The sequence below is a fragment of the Pseudactinotalea sp. Z1739 genome (genome assembly GCF_049725055.1).
Classification (GTDB): domain Bacteria; phylum Actinomycetota; class Actinomycetes; order Actinomycetales; family Beutenbergiaceae; genus CALKWS01.
Genome location: NZ_JBMPQA010000002.1, coordinates 62067 through 78200, shown reverse-complemented (window position 1 = coordinate 78200; position 16134 = coordinate 62067). Strand labels below are relative to the sequence as shown.

The 16134-nt window shown below is 70.3% G+C and carries 11 protein-coding genes; 6 read left to right on the top strand and 5 right to left on the bottom strand.

Annotated elements, in window-relative coordinates; genetic code table 11:
- Positions 1-7 precede the first annotated feature (7 nt).
- Genes nuoL through ACO0LV_RS02795 form a run of 4 tightly spaced genes read left to right on the top strand, consistent with a single transcriptional unit; the run spans position 8 to position 6104 of the window.
- The gene (gene nuoL, locus ACO0LV_RS02810) at positions 8-1918 is read left to right on the top strand and encodes an NADH-quinone oxidoreductase subunit L (protein ID WP_424786348.1); all 1911 of its coding nucleotides are present in this window, start codon (positions 8-10) and stop codon (positions 1916-1918) included.
- Positions 1919-1933: 15 nt separating this feature from the next.
- On the top strand, positions 1934-3538 hold the full coding sequence (locus tag ACO0LV_RS02805) for an NADH-quinone oxidoreductase subunit M (RefSeq protein ID WP_424786347.1): 1605 nt from the start codon (positions 1934-1936) through the stop codon (positions 3536-3538).
- The gene (gene nuoN, locus ACO0LV_RS02800) at positions 3538-5109 is read left to right on the top strand and encodes an NADH-quinone oxidoreductase subunit NuoN (RefSeq protein WP_424786346.1); all 1572 of its coding nucleotides are present in this window, start codon (positions 3538-3540) and stop codon (positions 5107-5109) included. Before ACO0LV_RS02805 ends, nuoN begins: the two co-directional genes overlap by 1 nt.
- Positions 5106-6104 (top strand): polyprenyl synthetase family protein, encoded by a 999-nt coding sequence (locus tag ACO0LV_RS02795; protein WP_424786345.1) that lies wholly within the window; start codon positions 5106-5108, stop codon positions 6102-6104. The genes nuoN and ACO0LV_RS02795 overlap by 4 nt, the downstream gene beginning before the upstream one ends.
- A 65-nt stretch (positions 6105-6169) precedes the next feature.
- Here the strand turns inward: ACO0LV_RS02795 and eccCa are convergent, their stop codons facing one another.
- Positions 6170-10150, bottom strand: a complete 3981-nt coding sequence (gene eccCa / locus ACO0LV_RS02790) for a type VII secretion protein EccCa (RefSeq protein ID WP_424786344.1) — start codon at positions 10148-10150, stop codon at positions 6170-6172.
- Positions 10151-10243: 93 nt separating this feature from the next.
- Between eccCa and ACO0LV_RS02785 the strand changes: the two genes are divergently transcribed.
- Together ACO0LV_RS02785 and ACO0LV_RS02780 are read left to right on the top strand one after the other, a co-directional pair.
- A complete protein-coding gene (locus ACO0LV_RS02785) occupies positions 10244-11725 on the top strand; it encodes a hypothetical protein (RefSeq protein ID WP_424786343.1) in 1482 nt (493 codons plus the stop codon).
- A gap of 45 nt (positions 11726-11770) precedes the next feature.
- A complete protein-coding gene (locus ACO0LV_RS02780; RefSeq protein ID WP_424786342.1) occupies positions 11771-13231 on the top strand; it encodes an RDD family protein in 1461 nt (486 codons plus the stop codon).
- Between the two features lie 133 nt (positions 13232-13364).
- On the opposite strand, the gene ACO0LV_RS02775 is transcribed toward ACO0LV_RS02780, so the two are convergent.
- From ACO0LV_RS02775 to ACO0LV_RS02760, 4 genes are all read right to left on the bottom strand, one after another.
- On the bottom strand, positions 13365-14852 hold the full coding sequence (locus ACO0LV_RS02775; protein ID WP_424786341.1) for a hypothetical protein: 1488 nt from the start codon (positions 14850-14852) through the stop codon (positions 13365-13367).
- Positions 14853-14865: 13 nt separating this feature from the next.
- The gene (locus ACO0LV_RS02770) at positions 14866-15249 is read right to left on the bottom strand and encodes a hypothetical protein (protein WP_424786340.1); all 384 of its coding nucleotides are present in this window, start codon (positions 15247-15249) and stop codon (positions 14866-14868) included.
- A gap of 115 nt (positions 15250-15364) precedes the next feature.
- Positions 15365-15646 (bottom strand): WXG100 family type VII secretion target, encoded by a 282-nt coding sequence (locus ACO0LV_RS02765; RefSeq protein ID WP_424786339.1) that lies wholly within the window; start codon positions 15644-15646, stop codon positions 15365-15367.
- Positions 15647-15661: 15 nt separating this feature from the next.
- Positions 15662-16102, bottom strand: a complete 441-nt coding sequence (locus tag ACO0LV_RS02760) for a WXG100 family type VII secretion target (protein WP_424786338.1) — start codon at positions 16100-16102, stop codon at positions 15662-15664.
- Between the last annotated feature and the right edge of the window lie 32 nt (positions 16103-16134).

Genomic DNA, 16134 nt, shown 5'->3' with positions numbered 1-16134 from the left:
CTGCGGCGTGGACATTCTGAACCTTGCCTGGCTGCTGGTGGCGATCCCGCTGGTCAGCTCCACTGTGCTGCTGCTCCTGGGGCGCCGGTCCGACGGCTGGGGCCACTGGTTGGGCGTGCTGTCCTCAGCGGTTCCGGCGGTGCTGGCGATCTGGATGCTGGCGGAGATGCTGGGCGCCTCGGCGACCGAGCGCAGTACCCGCGTGCACCTGTTCGACTGGATCAACGCCGGGGACTTCACCGTGCAGGCCGGGTTGCTGGTCGACCCGCTCTCGGTGACCTTCGCCCTGCTGATCACCTTCGTGGGCACCCTGATCCACATCTACTCGGTGGGCTACATGGCCGCCGACCCCGATCGGCGGCGCTTCTTCGCCTACCTGAACCTGTTCATCGCCGCGATGCTGCTGCTGGTCCTCGGGGACTCCTTCGCCCTGCTCTTCGTGGGCTGGGAGGGCGTGGGCCTGGCCTCCTACCTGCTCATCGGCTTCTGGAACGCCCGCACCGAGTACGCGGTCGCGGCGAAGAAGGCCTTCGTGATGAACCGCGTGGGTGACATGGGCCTCCTGGTGGCGATGATGGCGATGTTCGCCACCTTCGGCTCGGTGGACTATGAGACGGTCTTCGGCGCCGTGGAGGGCGCGAACGAGGGTGTGCTGACCGCGATCGGGCTGCTGCTGCTGCTGGGCGCTTGCGGCAAGTCCGCACAGGTTCCGCTGCAGGCCTGGCTCGGGGACGCGATGGCCGGCCCCACCCCGGTGTCGGCGTTGATTCACGCCGCCACCATGGTCACCGCCGGTGTGTACCTGATCGTGCGCGCCGGGGCGATCTTCGAGGCCGCCCCCGTCGCCCAACTCGTCGTGGTCATCGTGGGTGCCGTCACGCTCCTCTTCGGAGCGATCGTCGGTTGCGCCAAGGACGACATCAAGAAGGTCCTGGCGGCCTCCACGATGTCCCAGATCGGGTACATGATGCTGGCGGCCGGACTGGGCCCGGTGGGGTACGCGTTCGCGATCTTCCACCTCATCACGCACGGATTCTTCAAGGCCGGGCTGTTCCTGGGCGCCGGGTCGGTCATGCACGGCATGAACGACGACGTGAACATGCGTCACTTCGGTGCGTTGCGCACCTCGATGAAGATCACCTGGGCCACCTTCGCGCTGGGCTGGCTGGCCATTCTCGGCATCCCGCCGTTCTCCGGCTTCTGGTCCAAGGACAAGATCATCGAGGCTGCGTTCACCGGATCGGGCTGGCAGCCCTGGGTGTTCGGCATCGTGACGTTGCTCGGGGCCGGGATCACCGCCTTCTACATGTCCCGGTTGTACTTCATGACCTTCCACGGCAAGGGTCGCTGGCACGAGCCCGGGCAGGACGGCCCGGGCCCCGAGCGGAAGCCGCACGAGTCCGGTGCGCTGATGACGGTGCCGATGATCATCCTGGCCGCTGGGTCGGTGGGCCTGGGCCTGGCGCTGTACCAGGGCGTGCCGTTCCTGGAGTTCCTGGCGCCCGTGACCTCCGACCCGGGTCACCTGGAGCCGGTGCTGCCGGTATGGCTGCTGATCACGCTCACCCTGGTGCTGGTCGCGGTCGGTGTGGCGATCGCCTGGTTGCAGTTCGGTGCCCGGGACGTCCCGCTCGAGGCGCCGGAGGGTTCGGTGCTCACCCGCGCGGCCCGGGCAGACCTGTACGGCGACGCGATCAACGAGACCCTGGCGATGCGCCCCGGCCAGGCACTGACCCGCACCTTGGTGGCGACCGACCGGGACGTCATCGACGGTGCGGTGCACCGCCTTGCCGGCGACACCACCGGGCTGGGGCAGTGGTTGCGACGGTTGCAGAGCGGTTACGCGCGCAGTTACGCCGTCACCATGACGATCGGTGTGATCGTGGTCCTTGTCCTCGTCCTCGCCACGCGAGTCTGAGCCGGAGGAAGATACATGTTCGGACTTGAAGACTTCCCCTGGCTGACGGCGATGATCGCCGTGCCGGCGGTGGCAGGTGTGGCGGTGTGGCTGCTCAAGCCGCTGCGCCGGATCGCCCGCCCGATCGGCCTGGTGGTCAGCCTGGCGGTGCTCGGGGGTGGGGTGGTGATGGCCACCGGCTTCGATGTCGGCTCGGCCGACCAGGTGCAGATGAGCACCACCGCCTCGTGGATCCCGGCGCTGGGGATCAGTTACGACGTCGGCGTGAACGGGATGGGCCTGTCCCTGGTGCTGCTGGCGGCCCTGCTGGTGCCCATCGTGCTGGTGGCCGCCTGGAACGAGGTACGCGCACCCGAACGGGTGGCCGTGACCACTTCCGGCGGCGACTCCGTCGAGGCGACCGGGGATGCGGTCGACACCGAGGCGCTGGAGAGCCGGCAGGCCACGTTCGTCGGCCTGATCCTGATCCTGCTCGCGCTGATGGTGCTGGTGTTCGCCGCGCGTGACCTGTTCCTGTTCTATCTCGCCTTCGAGGCGATGCTGATCCCGGTGTACTTCCTGATCGGCGTCTTCGGTGGCCCCGACCGCCGTGCGGCGGCGGTGAAGTTCCTCATCTACTCCCTGGCCGGTGGGCTGATCATGCTCGCCGGGTTGGTCGTGGTCTTCGCCCAGACCTGGGGTGACGCCGAGGGGATGCGGATGGACAACCTCTCCGACGTCTTCGCGGACAACCCGACGATGGGCATGTGGGTCTTCCTGTCCTTCTTCGTGGCCTTCGCCGTCAAGGCGCCGATGGTGCCGGTGCACACGTGGCTGCCCGACTCGGCCGCGCAGGCGACGCCGGGGACCTCCACCCTGCTGGTCGGTGTACTCGACAAGGTCGGGACCTTCGGGATGATCGCGATCCTGCTGCCGATTTTCCCCGGTGCAGCCGCCCAGGCGGCGCCGGTGATCATGGTGCTGGCGGTGATCTCGATCATCTACGGCGCGTTGCTGGCCCTGGGGCAGAACGACCTGATGCGGATGATCGCCTTCACCTCGGTGTCTCACTTCGGGTTCATCGTGCTGGGCATCTTCGCCGGCACCCAGACCGCCATGGTCGGTTCGATGCTCTACATGCTCGCGCACGGGCTGTCCACAGCCGCGATGTTCCTCATCGCCGGGTTCCTCATCCAGCGCGGCTACAGCGCGGACATGCGGACCTACTCCGGGATGCAGCGCGTCACCCCGGTCCTGGCCGGTACCTTCCTGTTCGCCGGGCTGAGCACCTTGGCCCTGCCGGGACTGAGCGGGTTCATCCCCGAGTACCTGGTGCTGATCGGCAGCTACGAGGCACACCCGGCCTGGGGTGCCGCAGCGGTGATCGGTGTGGTCCTGGCTGCGCTGTACATCCTGATGGCCTACCAGCGCGTGTTCACCGGCCCGATTCCCGGACCGCCCGCGGGCCGGACCCTCGGGCTGCCGGCGCGGGCCGGCCTGAGCGACCTGGTGGCTCGGGAGAAGTGGCTGCTGGTGCCCCTGGGCCTGGCCATCGTGTTCCTGGGCGTGTATCCCGCCCCGGTGCTGGACCTGTTGTCCGGCGTCGCTGATTCGTTCGCCTCGATCCTCGGGAGCGCCTGATGAACCCCTTCGAACCGCCGGTCGTGCAGTGGGGCGGGATCACCCCGGTCCTGATCGTGTTCGGCGCCGCCGTGCTCGGCGTACTGCTGGAGGGGTTCCTGCCCCGCAAGGTCCGCCGGGTCGTGCAGGTGGTGCTGGCGATCGGTTCGCTCGGTGCGGCGCTGGTGGCGGTGGGCTGGCGCTGGAGTGTCGTCCAGGCCACCGGCCCCAGTGAGCTCATCGGTGGCGCGGTCATCGAGGACGGCCCGGCCCTGGCCACCCAGGCGGTGCTGCTGGTGTGCGCACTGGTCGGTGTGCTGGTGATGGCCGACCGCGCCGGTGGTGAGGACGCCTTCACCGCCTCCGCATCCGCGGCCCCCGGCAGCCGGTACGAAGCACTCACCCGGACCAAGGGTCTGGTGCAGACCGAGGTGTTCCCGCTGACGTTGCTGGCGGTGACCGGGATGCTGGTCTTCCCGTCCTCGGGCACGCTGCTGACGCTGTTCATCGCCCTGGAAGTGCTGTCCCTGCCGCTGTACCTGCTCGCCGGGCTGGCCCGTCGGCGTCGGCTGCTGTCCCAGGAAGCGGCCCTGAAGTACTTCCTGCTCGGTGCCTTCGCCACAGCCTTCGTGCTGATGGGTATCGCCCTGCTGTACGGCTACTCCGGGTCGTTGCGCCTGGACGAGATCGCTGCAGCGGTTCCGGCGATGGCGGGTATGGACGGATTCCTCCTGGCCGGGATCACCCTGGTGCTGGTGGGGCTGCTGTTCAAGATCGGCGCGGTGCCCTTCCACAACTGGGTGCCGGACGTGTACCAGGGCGCGCCCACCCCGGTTACCGGATTCATGGCCGCCTGCACGAAGATCGCCGCGCTCATGATCATGATGCGCCTGGTCTACGTCGTGGCGCCGGGGCTGGCCTGGGACCTGGGACCGATGCTCTGGGCGGTCGCGATCGCCACCATGGTGCTGGGCACCGTGCTGGCGTTGGTGCAGAGCGACGTCAAGCGGATGCTCGCCTACTCCTCCGTGGCGCACGCCGGGTTCCTGCTGCTTGGCGTCATCGCGCTGGACGCCTACGCCGTACCGGCGGTGTTGTTCTACCTGCTGGCCTACGGCCTGGCCACCGTCGGCGCGTTCGCCCTGGTGACCCTGGTGCGCGAGCGTGATGCGGACGGCAACGTGACCGGTGAGGCCCTCTCGATGAACCAGTGGGCCGGGCTGGGGCGCACCAATCCGTGGTTGGCCGCGAGCATGGGCCTGTTCCTGCTGTCCTTCGCCGGCATCCCGCTGACGGGTGGGTTCATCGGCAAGTTCACCGTGTTCTACGCCGCCGTCGCCGGTGGGGCGTGGCCGCTGGTGGTGATCGCGGTGCTGGCCAGCGCGGCCGCGGCGTTCTTCTACGTCCGGTTGATCGTGGCGATGTTCTTCACCGACCCGGGCCCGGAGACCGGGCGTAGCACCGTGGTCGTGCCCAGCGAGGGAATGACGGTGGTGGCCGTGGGGATCGCCGCGGTGGGGACGGTCCTGTTGGGTGTGCTGCCCGGACCGGTGCTGGACGTGCTGGGCGACGCCGCTATGTTCCTACTGTGACCACCACACCCCTCCCGCTCGGCGATCCCGACGTGGACGCCACGATCGGGGCCGAGCTGGCCGCCATCGAGGAGCGGCTGATCGAGATGGCTCAGTACAACGAGCCACTGATCGAGCAGGCCTCGGAGCACCTGATCGCCGCCGGCGGGAAGCGGATGCGCCCGGCGCTGGTGCTGTTGACCTCGCTACTGGGAGAGGGCGTCGACGACCGCGTCCGGCAGGCCGCGCTGGCCACCGAACTCACCCACCTGGCCACGCTCTACCACGATGACGTGATGGACTCCGCACCGCTGCGCCGCGGTGCCCCGAGTGCCCACGAGGTGTGGGGCAACACGATGGCGATCCTGACCGGGGACCTGCTGTTCGCCCGCGCCTCCCGGCTGGTCTCCGAACTCGGCCCGGTTGCGGTGCGGATCCAGGCCGACGCCTTCGAACGGCTGGTACTGGGCCAGATGCACGAGACCCTAGGCCCGCGGGAGGGCCAGGACCCGATCGAGCACTACCTGGGCGTGCTGGCGGACAAGACCGGATCTTTGATCGCGGCTGCGGCCCGGTACGGCACCTACTTCTCCGGCGCCGACGAGCAGGTGCAGGCCGCCGCCGTGGCATACGGGGAGAAGGTCGGGGTGGCGTTCCAGCTCGCCGACGACGTGATCGACCTGTCCGCGGACGCCGACACCACCGGGAAGACTCCGGGCACGGACCTGCGCGAGGGTGTGGCCACGATGCCGGTCCTGCTACTCCAGGCCAGAGGGGAAGGCCTGGACGCCGAGGGCCGGGCGATCCTGACCGCACTGCAGGGTGACCTCTCCGACGACGACGCCCTCGATGAGGTGGTGCAGCGGCTGCGTACCCACGAGGTGACCGAGGAGGTGCGCGTCCTGGCCCGGCGGTGGGCTGCCGACGCGGTCGCCGACCTGGAGCCGGTCGCGGACTCCACCGCCCGGCGGGCCCTGGAGACCTTCGCCACCCTGCTGGTGGACCGCCTCGCCTGAGCCGGCTACCCGGGCTGACCCGTCGCCGCAGTGCCGTTCCCGGCTCAGTGCTGGGACTTCCCGGCTCAGTGCTGGGAAGGGTTGTGGGAGAGTTGGACCACCTGGACGCCCTTTGCCCGGGTGACCAACTGGCCACGACCGGGCGGGCCGGGCTGGGGCTTGGCGGTACCGATCAGGGCCCCCTCGTCCTTGCTGCCCGAGAGCACCACCCCGGGGGCGGCCAGGTCCTTCAGGGACTGGATGATCGGCTCGAACATCGCCCTGCTGGCACCACCGGTACGCCGGGTCAGGATCAGGTGCAGGCCCACGTCGGAGGCTTGGGCCAGCAGCGGTTGCAGGGAGGCCACCGGGTTCCCGCTCGAGGTCGCCACCAGGTCGTAGTCGTCCACCAGCACGTACACCTCCGCGCCGCTCCACCAGGATCGTGCCCGCAACTGTGCGGGGGTCACGTCCGGGCCGGGCAGCCGGGTCCGCAGGTACTGCGCCACCGCAGCCAGTTCCTCCGTCGCCTGCTCTGCGGTGGTGAAGTACCCGGCCAGGTACTCCTCGGGGATCTCCGCGAGCATCGAGCGGCGGAAGTCCACCACGAAGATCTGCGCCTCCTTCGGGGTATGCAGGCGCTGAACCTCCTTGGCCACCCCGCGCAGGAACGAGGACTTGCCCGAACCGGAGTCGCCGAACAGATACAGGTGGGAGTCGCTGCGCGGGTCGAAAGCGACCGGTGCCAGGGCGGCCTCGTCGATGCCGAGCAGGATCTTGGCACGCTCGGTCTCACCGGCCAGATCCAGGACCTCCTCGGCGGTGATCACCTCCGGTAGCAGCCGCAACTTCGGCGCCCGGGGCCCGGTCCAGGCCTCGTTCACCCGGGCGATGAGTTGTTCCACGCCTTCACCGAGGGTCTCGGCGTCCCCGGAGCCGTCGATCCGGGGCAGCGGAGTCAGCACGTGATGCTTGCTCACCACCAACCCGCGACCTGGCCGGTTCTTCGGCACGTTCTGGGCCACCCGGCGATCGAACTCCGAATCCATCGGATCACCCAGTCGCAGCTCCACCCGGGTGCCGAACAGGTCCTTGACCTGGGTGCGGAAATCCATCCAGCGTCCGGTCGCGGCGACCAGGTGCATGCCGAAGGTCAACCCCCGGGCCGCGACCGCCTGGATCTCCATCTCCAGCCCGTCGAACTCCGATCGCAGGGTCGGCCAGCCGTCCACGATGAGGAAGATGTCCCCGTAGCCGTCGTCGGCCCGGCCCTGGCGGCGGCGTTGCCGGTAGGTCTCCATCGAGTCGATCCCGTTCTCCCGGAAGTACACCTCCCGGTCGTTGACGAGCCCGACGATCTCGGCCAGGATCCGGCGCACCACGTCCGGTTCGGACCGGGTGGCCACTCCGGCCACGTGCGCCATGCCGGCCATCGGGGTGAACGTCCCGCCCCCGAAGTCCATCACGAAGAACTGCACTTCCAGCGGGCTGTGCGTCAGCGCCAACCCGGTCAGCACGCTGCGGGCCACGGTGGACTTACCACTGCGCGGTCCGCCCACGATCGCCATGTGGCCACCGGCACCGGACAGGGAGATGGACAGGGTGTCCCGGCGCTGTTCCAGTGGGCGGTCCACGATGCCCAGCGGGAAGGTCAGCGCACCGGAGTTGCGCCAGGACGGCGAGATGAGGCCGAGGTCGGCGTCGGTGGTCAGATCCGGCATCATCTGGTCGTAGGTGGAGGGGGTCACCAGCGGCGGCAACCACACCTGGTGGGCCGGGGGGCCCTGCCCCTTCATCCGTTGCACCGCGATGTCGAACGTGACGCGCTTCTCCTCCGGCTCGTTGCTTCCGACCGGTTCGGGTTCGTCCTGGGTCTCGGGCAGCAACACCGGCGCAGCGGTGTAGGGCTCCAACCGGATCTGCTGGGGTGCCGCCGCGGTGCGCGCCCGCCCGGCCCCCCGCCGTCGGGTCTTCGGCGGCGCGGACACGTACGCGGCCCTGAACTGGATCAGGGTGGAGGCGTCGGGCTTGAGGAACCCGTGGCCGCCGCCGCCGGGTAGTTCGAACGCGTCGGGCACCCCGATCACCGCCCGGGAGTCCGCCCCGGAGAACGTCTTCAGCCCGATCCGGTAGGACAGGTGCGACTCCAGGCCCCGCAGGCGGCCCTCCTCCAGCCTCTGGGTGGACAGCAGCATGTGCATCTGCAGCGAACGCCCCAGCCGGCCGATCGCCACGAACAGTTCGGTGAACTCGGGTTTGGCGGCCAACAACTCGGAGAACTCGTCGGCCACGATCAGCAGGGCGGGCAGCGGCTCCAGGTCGGTGCGCCCACCCTTGCGAGCCTTCTCGTAGTCGGCCACATTCGCGAAGTTGCCCGCCGAGCGCAGCAGTTCCTGACGGCGCACCATCTCACCCTTGAGGGCGTCCTGCATACGATCCACCAGCGTCAGCTCCTCGCCGAGGTTGGTGATGATCGCCGAGACGTGCGGCATGTCCGCCATGCCGGCGAAGGTGGCCCCACCCTTGAAGTCCACCAGCACGAAGTTCAGGTCCTCGGAGGAGTGCGTCATCGCCAGGGCCAGCACCATGGTGCGCAGCACCTCGGACTTGCCCGAACCGGTGGCTCCGATCAGCAAGCCGTGCGGGCCCATTCCCTGCTGCGCCGACTCCTTGATGTCCAGGGCCAGCGGCTGCCCGTGGCTGGTCAGGCCGATCGGCACCCGGAGCCGGTCGCGGGGCAGGCGTGGTTTCCAGGCCACCTTCGGGTCGAAGTCGCGTACGTCGGGTTGGCCGAGCAGATCGGTCAGTTCGGCCGAGACCGACTGTTTGGAGGTGGACTCCTCGCCGCCGGAGACCAGCATCGGCATCAGTCGGCGAGCGGTGGCCTCGGCCTGCGGGATGGACATCTCATCGGCCAGGCCCCGCACCGGGGGGTGGCCCCGGTGCAGCACCTGCAACGGCACCCGTCCACGATCGGGGCCGCTCGCGATCCGGGGGTGCAGCAGCAACCGCAACGTGTTCCAGTCGGTCAGTTCCTCCCAGGTCTCCGGCAGTTCCAGCACCGTGATCCCGCTGACCCCCTCCTCGGTGATGAGGGCGTTACCGGCCGGGACGTGCCCGCCGTCGAGCACGATCACCACGTGCGGTTCGGCCGTGGCACCACCGCGCTGGAACCGGGGGCGATCCGGCAGTCCCGCGGGCAGCAGGGACTCCACCTCCGCCAGGGACTCACCCACCATCCGGGCCGCCCCCACACCGTCCCGCTCGGCCCCGGAATGGGCGTGCGGCAGCCACTTGACCCACTCCCAGTCGGCTTGCACCGCCGCGGCGGCCACCACCGCGATCTGCAGTTGCGCAGGCTCGACGAACGTGGCCAGATGCATGAGCATCGCCCTGGCCTGGGCGCGTGCGCTCTGTTCGTCCCCGGCGATCTGCACCCGCGCGACATCGCGCAGGTCGATCGAGTCCGGTAGACCCGGCTGCTCGGCGTGGGTGAGCAGGAACCTGTGCGCGGCGCTGGCGGCGACCGGGTCGAGTTGGGACACCGGTGAACTCTGCGGTGCCTCCAGCGTCATCGCCAGGGGCTGGGTGGAGCGGCCCACGCGCACCCGGAGCAGATCGGCGTCGCCGCTGTCCCGTTCCCAGACCCGGGTGCGGTCCTCGGCGAGCATCACCAGCGCATCGGGTTCGGGCAGGAACCATTGCAGGAACCGGCGCTGCCGGCGGGCGGCGGAACGGACCGTGGCGCGCATCTCGGCCAGGTAGGCCAGGTACTCCCGCCGCATGTCGGTGACCTCGCGGGCGTGCTGGCTCTTCTGCCGCCAGATGTTCATTCCCACCATGGACAACGCCATGAACAGGAACATCCCACCCATCAGGTAGATCCGGTTGCCGGTTCCCTGGCTGAAGGAGATCATCGCGATCGAGCCCATCGACCCGACCATCGGCAACGCGGTCATCAGCGTGTTCGAGGCACCTTCGGGCTTGATCAGTTCCGGTGGGGGCTGGAGCTGGAGGTGTCCGGTGGGTGCCTTGGGCGGGCTGAGGCGCTCTGCTTGTGCAGTCACCGTCACGACCTCCATCCCCTCGGGACAACCTCGGTCAAGACTAGTATGGGAACGGCCGGTTTCAGGCATGTCCAGCGCTGAGTGGGGGGTCAGGTGAGTACGTCGACGGCGTTGCTGCGCGTGGCGCTGCTGACCGGGTCGGGCAGGTTGGATCTGGCCGTGACGCCCGAGGCCCGCCTGGCCGATATCCTGCACAGCGCCGGGATCGACGCCGAGGCCACGATGGTCACCTCGACCGCCGGTACCGAGATCGACCTGCAGGCCCCGATCGCGGGGGAGATCTCCGACGGCGCCGTGCTCAGTGTGGTCGCCGACGACCGCACCACGCCTGCCCGGCCCGGGCGCGCCGCCGCTACGCCCTCCCGGTTCCGGCGGTTGCCGGCCGGTCTGGCCGGTTGGGTCGTGTGCGGGCTCGGGCTCGCGCTGTGCGCGGTGATCGTGGCCTCCCACGCGGCGAACCTGCTCGCCGGGGCTGCGCCGTACCCCCGTTGGTTGGGGGTGGGCGCCCCGGTTCTGCTCGGCGCAACCGGGGTGCTGCTCGCCGTCCGCCGGCTGCCACTGGACGGTGGTGCCGCCCGCAGCGGGGCGGGGCCCGACGGCCCCCCGGCGCGGGAACCGGGGCGATCCGACGGCGCCGCAACCGGTGACCTGAGCGGCCGGGCCGACCATGGGCTGCTGGATGAGACGGTGCTGGCCCCGGTGTTCGGTTTCGCGTCGGGGTTCCTGGTCGCCGAGCCCGGACAGTACGGGGCGCTGCGCCTGGGTCTGGTGCTGGCGCTGCTCAGCGCCTCGGTGCTGGCGGTGCTGCGATACGCCGTCAGCCGGCGCGAGATGGCCCCCTCCCACGGGATCGCCGCGGTGCTGGCCGCGGTATGGACGGCGGTCGCGGCCCTGTTCGCCCTGGCGCTGCTGCTGGACCTTCCTGCCTATGTGGTGCCTGCGCTCATCCTCGGCGCGGCCCCACTGATGATCCGGTCGATGCCGAGCGCGGCGTTGGACATCCCGGAGGAGCAGGCGCTGGACATGCCCTTCCTGGCCCGGACCGCGATGTCGGTGCGGGGAGTGCTGCCGCGTTCCCCGGCCCGAGTGCGCATCGACCACGTCTCCCGCCGGATCCGTCAGGCCGAGCACCGGGAGCGTGCCGGGATGATCTCGGCCAGTGTGCTGGTGGCCGCGATGATCCCGGTGGTGCTGGCCGGTTACGAACCCGGCGGTCTGCGCGGCTGGGGCACGGTGGCCCTGGTGGCGTTGCTGGTGCTGTTCCTGACGTTGGCGCCACGCTCCTTCCGGCGGCCGGCGGACAAACTCCCCCCGCGTCTGGCCCTGTTCAGCGTGTTGGTCCAGTTGGCGGTGGGGGTGCACAGGTTCCCCGACGCGCTGGCCTGGGGACTCGTGTTGATCGTGGCTGCGGTGGGGTTCGCGTTCCTGGCGGTTCCGCTGGCCCGCGGGTACCGCTCCGTGCGCTTTTCCAGGATGGGCGACATCCTCGAGGCGATCACGGTGGGGCTGGTGCTCCCGGCGGCGTTGCTGGCGGCCGGTGCGGTGGAGGGATTGCAGACGTTGACTGCCCGGTAGCGGCATTAGACTCCACACCAGCGAGCAGGACAGGGGTTAGTGCGAATGAGCGTGCAGGTGGCGTCCGCGCCGCAGGTGAACAGGGGTCGTGCCGCAGCCCCCTTGCCGGCATGCGGTCCGGGCCGGCGCATTCTGGCCCACGGCATCGACCTGGCCGCGGTCGGCGCGGTGACCGCGGCGGCCTACCTGCCCACCGGAAGTGTGCTGCTCGGGGCGGTGCTGCTGCTGGAGGCGGCCCTGGGGCTGGCGGTCTGGGAAGCGCGATCCGGCCGCACCCTGGGCAAGCACCTACTCGGTGTCCGTGCCGCACAGGCCCGGTCGGACTACGCCCCCGGCCTACGCCGCGGCATGGTGCGCTCACTGCTGCTCGGAGCCTCCCACGCGGTGGTCCTGGTGGGTCAGTTCCTCCTGATCGCCACCACGGTGCTGGACCGCACGGGAAGGGGCCAGGCCTGGCACGACCGCGTGGCGGGCACCCGGGTGGTGAACGTGCGTCCCGATGCCCACCGGAAGGCACCGGCGCCCCGATACGCACCCGCCGTCCCGGCCGCCCCGCCCGGCCCGTACGGCACCGGCGCATCCGGCTATGCCGGAGGTCAGGGCGCTGGACACCCTCACCCTGCGGCGGCGCCCTCTGGTCAGCTGCCCCACGCTGCCGGTTACGGACAAGGATCCGGTGGTGCGGGCCCGCACTCATACGGTCCCCCTCCCGGCGGACCCGTCCCGCAGGCGCCGGCTGCGCCCCCGGCTGGTCAGGCGCCAGCAGCGGGAGGACCGCCACCTCCCGGACCGGACGCGGCGCCCGACGGGCAGCACAGCGCGCCGGGACCGGCGGGCCCGGTCGCTGACCTCCCGCAGGGTCAGGGGCTGCCCGGGCCACCGACCGGTGCGGTCGCCCCCGCGCACCCCTGGAGCGGCGATCTCCCGGGCACGCCGGGGCACCAGTACGGCGGTGCCGGTTCCGGTACCGCCGGAACAGAACAGGCCCGCCCGGTTGCGCCGCTCCCCCCGCCGGTCCCGGGCCGGTCTGCGCCCGGTGCGTCCACGCAGGCCGGTCTGCCCGAGCACACCTTCGATCCCGCACAGCCAGGAGCCACCCCCGCAGACCCGCGCACCCTGCACCCCACCGAACTGCCGGACCTGGAGGACGTGCGCGACTCCGGGGCCAGTGCGGTGTTCGTGCTCACCGTGGACGACGGCGTGTCGGTGACGGTCAGCGGAAACGGACTGATCGGGCGCCGCCCGCAGGCCGGCCCCGGTGAACGAGTCGCGCACCTGGTCGCCGTGGATGACCCCGGCCGTTCGCTGTCGCGCACGCACGCCGCCTTCGGTATCGACGGCGATGAACTGTGGGTGCAGGACCGCGGATCGGCGAACGGCACCGTGGTCGTCAGCGCGGACGGGACCACCACACGGGCGTTCCCGGGCACGCGGGTACCGGTGCCCGAGGACGGTCGCATCGAGGCCGGTGAACGCTCCATCACGGTGCAGCGCTGGCGGTCCTGACCGCGTGCCGACAGTCCTCATCGTGCTGCCGGCACTACTGATCGGCCTGCGGGTTTCTCCAGGCGGGGGGATGAGGGACCGGCGAGGTGGCCCGCACCGGGGCGGGTGCCGGTGGGCACTCACCCTTCGTCAGTCACCACTCGTCGTTCTCATCGTCGGGTGCGGGGGCCGGTGCCACGCTCCCGCGGGAGCCGGCGTCGGCGCCGGTGCCCAGCGACACGGTGGCGGCGTCCTCCTCCAGGGAGTCGGCCAGCAGTCCTTGGGCGGTATTGCGCCGCTTCTTCTTCTCACCCTTGCTGCCGGGGCCGCCCATCAGTCCGGCACCACCGGCACCGCGCCCTCCGGCTCCGGCACCTGGGCCGCGACCGGCACCGGGCGTGCTAGCGCCCCGCCCGCCACTACCGGCAGCACCGGGAACCATGCCGCCGACCATCGGCCGCCCGCCGCCCCCCGCAGTACCGGCACCCGGACCACCGAGCGTTCCGGCCGCTCTCGGGCCACCGCCAGCCGCCGAGAGCGCACCACGGGCAGCGCCGCCCGCTACGCCCAGGCCGGCACCGATCGCGCCGGGACCTCCGAACGCCCCTGCACCGGGGCCCCCGACCCCTCCCGCACCGGGACCACCGGTGCCACCAATCCCGGCGCCGGGGCCGCCCGGTCCCACGATGCCACCGCCGGGACCATCGATCGAGGTATCCGGTGGGGTGGGGCCAGGGCCGCCGGTGCCGTACTCCGGCGGCTCGACGCCTGGGCCGTACCCGGGCGGGTGACCGATACCCGGCGGGTCGAGCTCCCCGGGCGGCACGGGACTGACCCCACCGGGAGGCGGGGTGCCGGGCTGCGGGCCCGTCCCCGGGGGCGGGTAGGGGTGGCTTCCGCCGGGGGGCGTGGAGGTCCCACCGGGCGGGGAGTTGATGCCGGGCCCCGGACCACCACCCTCACCGGGCGCGGTGCTGCTCGGCGGGGGCGTGCCGGGCTCCCCCTGGTCTCCGGGCCCACCGGCGCCGGGCCCACCGGAACCGTCCGGGAGGCCGGGCACTCCGGGCCCGCCCGGGCCGCCGGGACCACCGCCGGAGGCGGGCACGTCGGCGACCGGGACCAGTGCGGCCTCAGCCTCGGCCATCCGCCGGTCCAGTTCGGTCATCGACTCGCGCGCCTGCTGCTCGCGGAGCCCGTCCTTCTGGTCCCACCAGAAGGAGGTGGCTTCGCCGAGCGGCACGGACCTGCCGAGCTCGGCGACGTAGATGTTCTGCTCGCCGTACTGCTGGTGCATACGGACGGAGTCCTGCTGGTTGGCGTCCAGGCCACGGGGCGGCAGGGCCTCGTAATGCACACCACCGTCGCGCAGGACCCCGAGGGCGAGTTCGGCGCCGACCGGAATCGCACCGATCTGCTCGGAGGCCCCGTTGAGTTCCCCGATCAAGGTGTTCATCGCCGTCCAGGCCGCAGCCCCGGAGCGGCCCGCGATCCCGGTCTCCGATCCGATCCGGCCGATCCGCTGGGCGATCTCCTGCAGGTTCTCCGACCAGGTGCGCACCTCGTCGGCGTCCTTCTGGATCAGGTCGAGGGTGGACTCGGTGCGCTCGTGGTACATCTTCAGGCACTCGACGTTGTCGGTCATTCCAGGCCTCCCGTCATACCGCCGTGTGCTGGTGGCCGCCCCCGGCGGGCACGCGTCGCTCGGGGACGTCCCCGAGCAACTCGTCAAGGTTGTTCAACTCACTCTCGATGGTGCCCTCGAGCAGGTTGAACGACTCCGCGGTCGCCCGCAGTTCATCGGACATGTCCTGGACGCGGCTGCGTAGACTCCGCAGGGCGTCCTCGGCGTCGGTGAGTCTGGTCCGGTAGGTCTGCACGAACTGCTGGGCAGCCGTGTTGGTCGTCCAGCGGCCGCTGTGCTGGCGGACCGGTAGGAACCACGAGCCGTCCAGCATCTCGTCGATATCGGCGACGATCTCACGGAGTTGGATGATCCGACGTTCGAGGACCGGTGCTGTGATCTCCACACCGTGACTCATGGCTTGTATCCCCCAGGTAAGTGCGGGGTGGACCGGGTTCCTCCGAGAGGCGGACAAATGGCGGCACGTGCCGAAACCGCTGGCTTCGGCACGACCGTCACGTGTTCGCGCGGGCTCAGGCGAACCGGTTCGCGTTCTGGCTGTCGGTGGTCTGGTAGTCCTGACCGCTCTGGGTGACAGCGGCGCCGATCTCGGCGAGCAACTGCTTCATCTCGTTGATGGTCTGGGTCCAGGTGGCCCGGGCCTGCTCGTAGGCGTCCGATGCCGCACCGGTCCAGTCCGACTGCAACGGACGCAACTGGGTGTCCATGTCGTTGAGCTGCTGCTCGATCTTGTTGGCGCCGTTGACGATGTCCGCTCCGGCCGTGCTGATGCTTTCGAAATTAGCCTTGAACATGTGGGTTCCTCCCGATCAGCCGAGCCGGCCCTGAAGATTGGTCATCGCCTGTGAGGCGGCGTCGTCGGACGCGGTGTACGTGGTCTGGGACTGCTTGAGGTTCTCCTCGAAGTTCTCGAGGCTGTTGATGATCCTGTTGGACTTCTCCCGCCACTGCGCCATCACATTGGCAAACGCTGCAGAACCGGAGCCCTGCCACTGTGCCCCGATGCCGGAGAGTCGTCCTTCGAGGGAGGCGAGCTCCCCATGCAGTGCGGCCTTCGACTCGGCCACGATGTTCGCACCCCGCTGGAGTGCGCCGTCTGCTGCTGAGACTTCGTGTCCCACAGTCACCTCCTGTGTTGTGGCCCCCTCGGGCCGCCTTACTACCACCATCAGGGTGGGCTCACCGTGTGCGGTGAATACCTGCCACTGTACGAACTCACCCCCGGTGCGTACATGGGCAGAGGTCCCCATCGGGGCCACCGAGCGACGTGCCCATGGTGTCC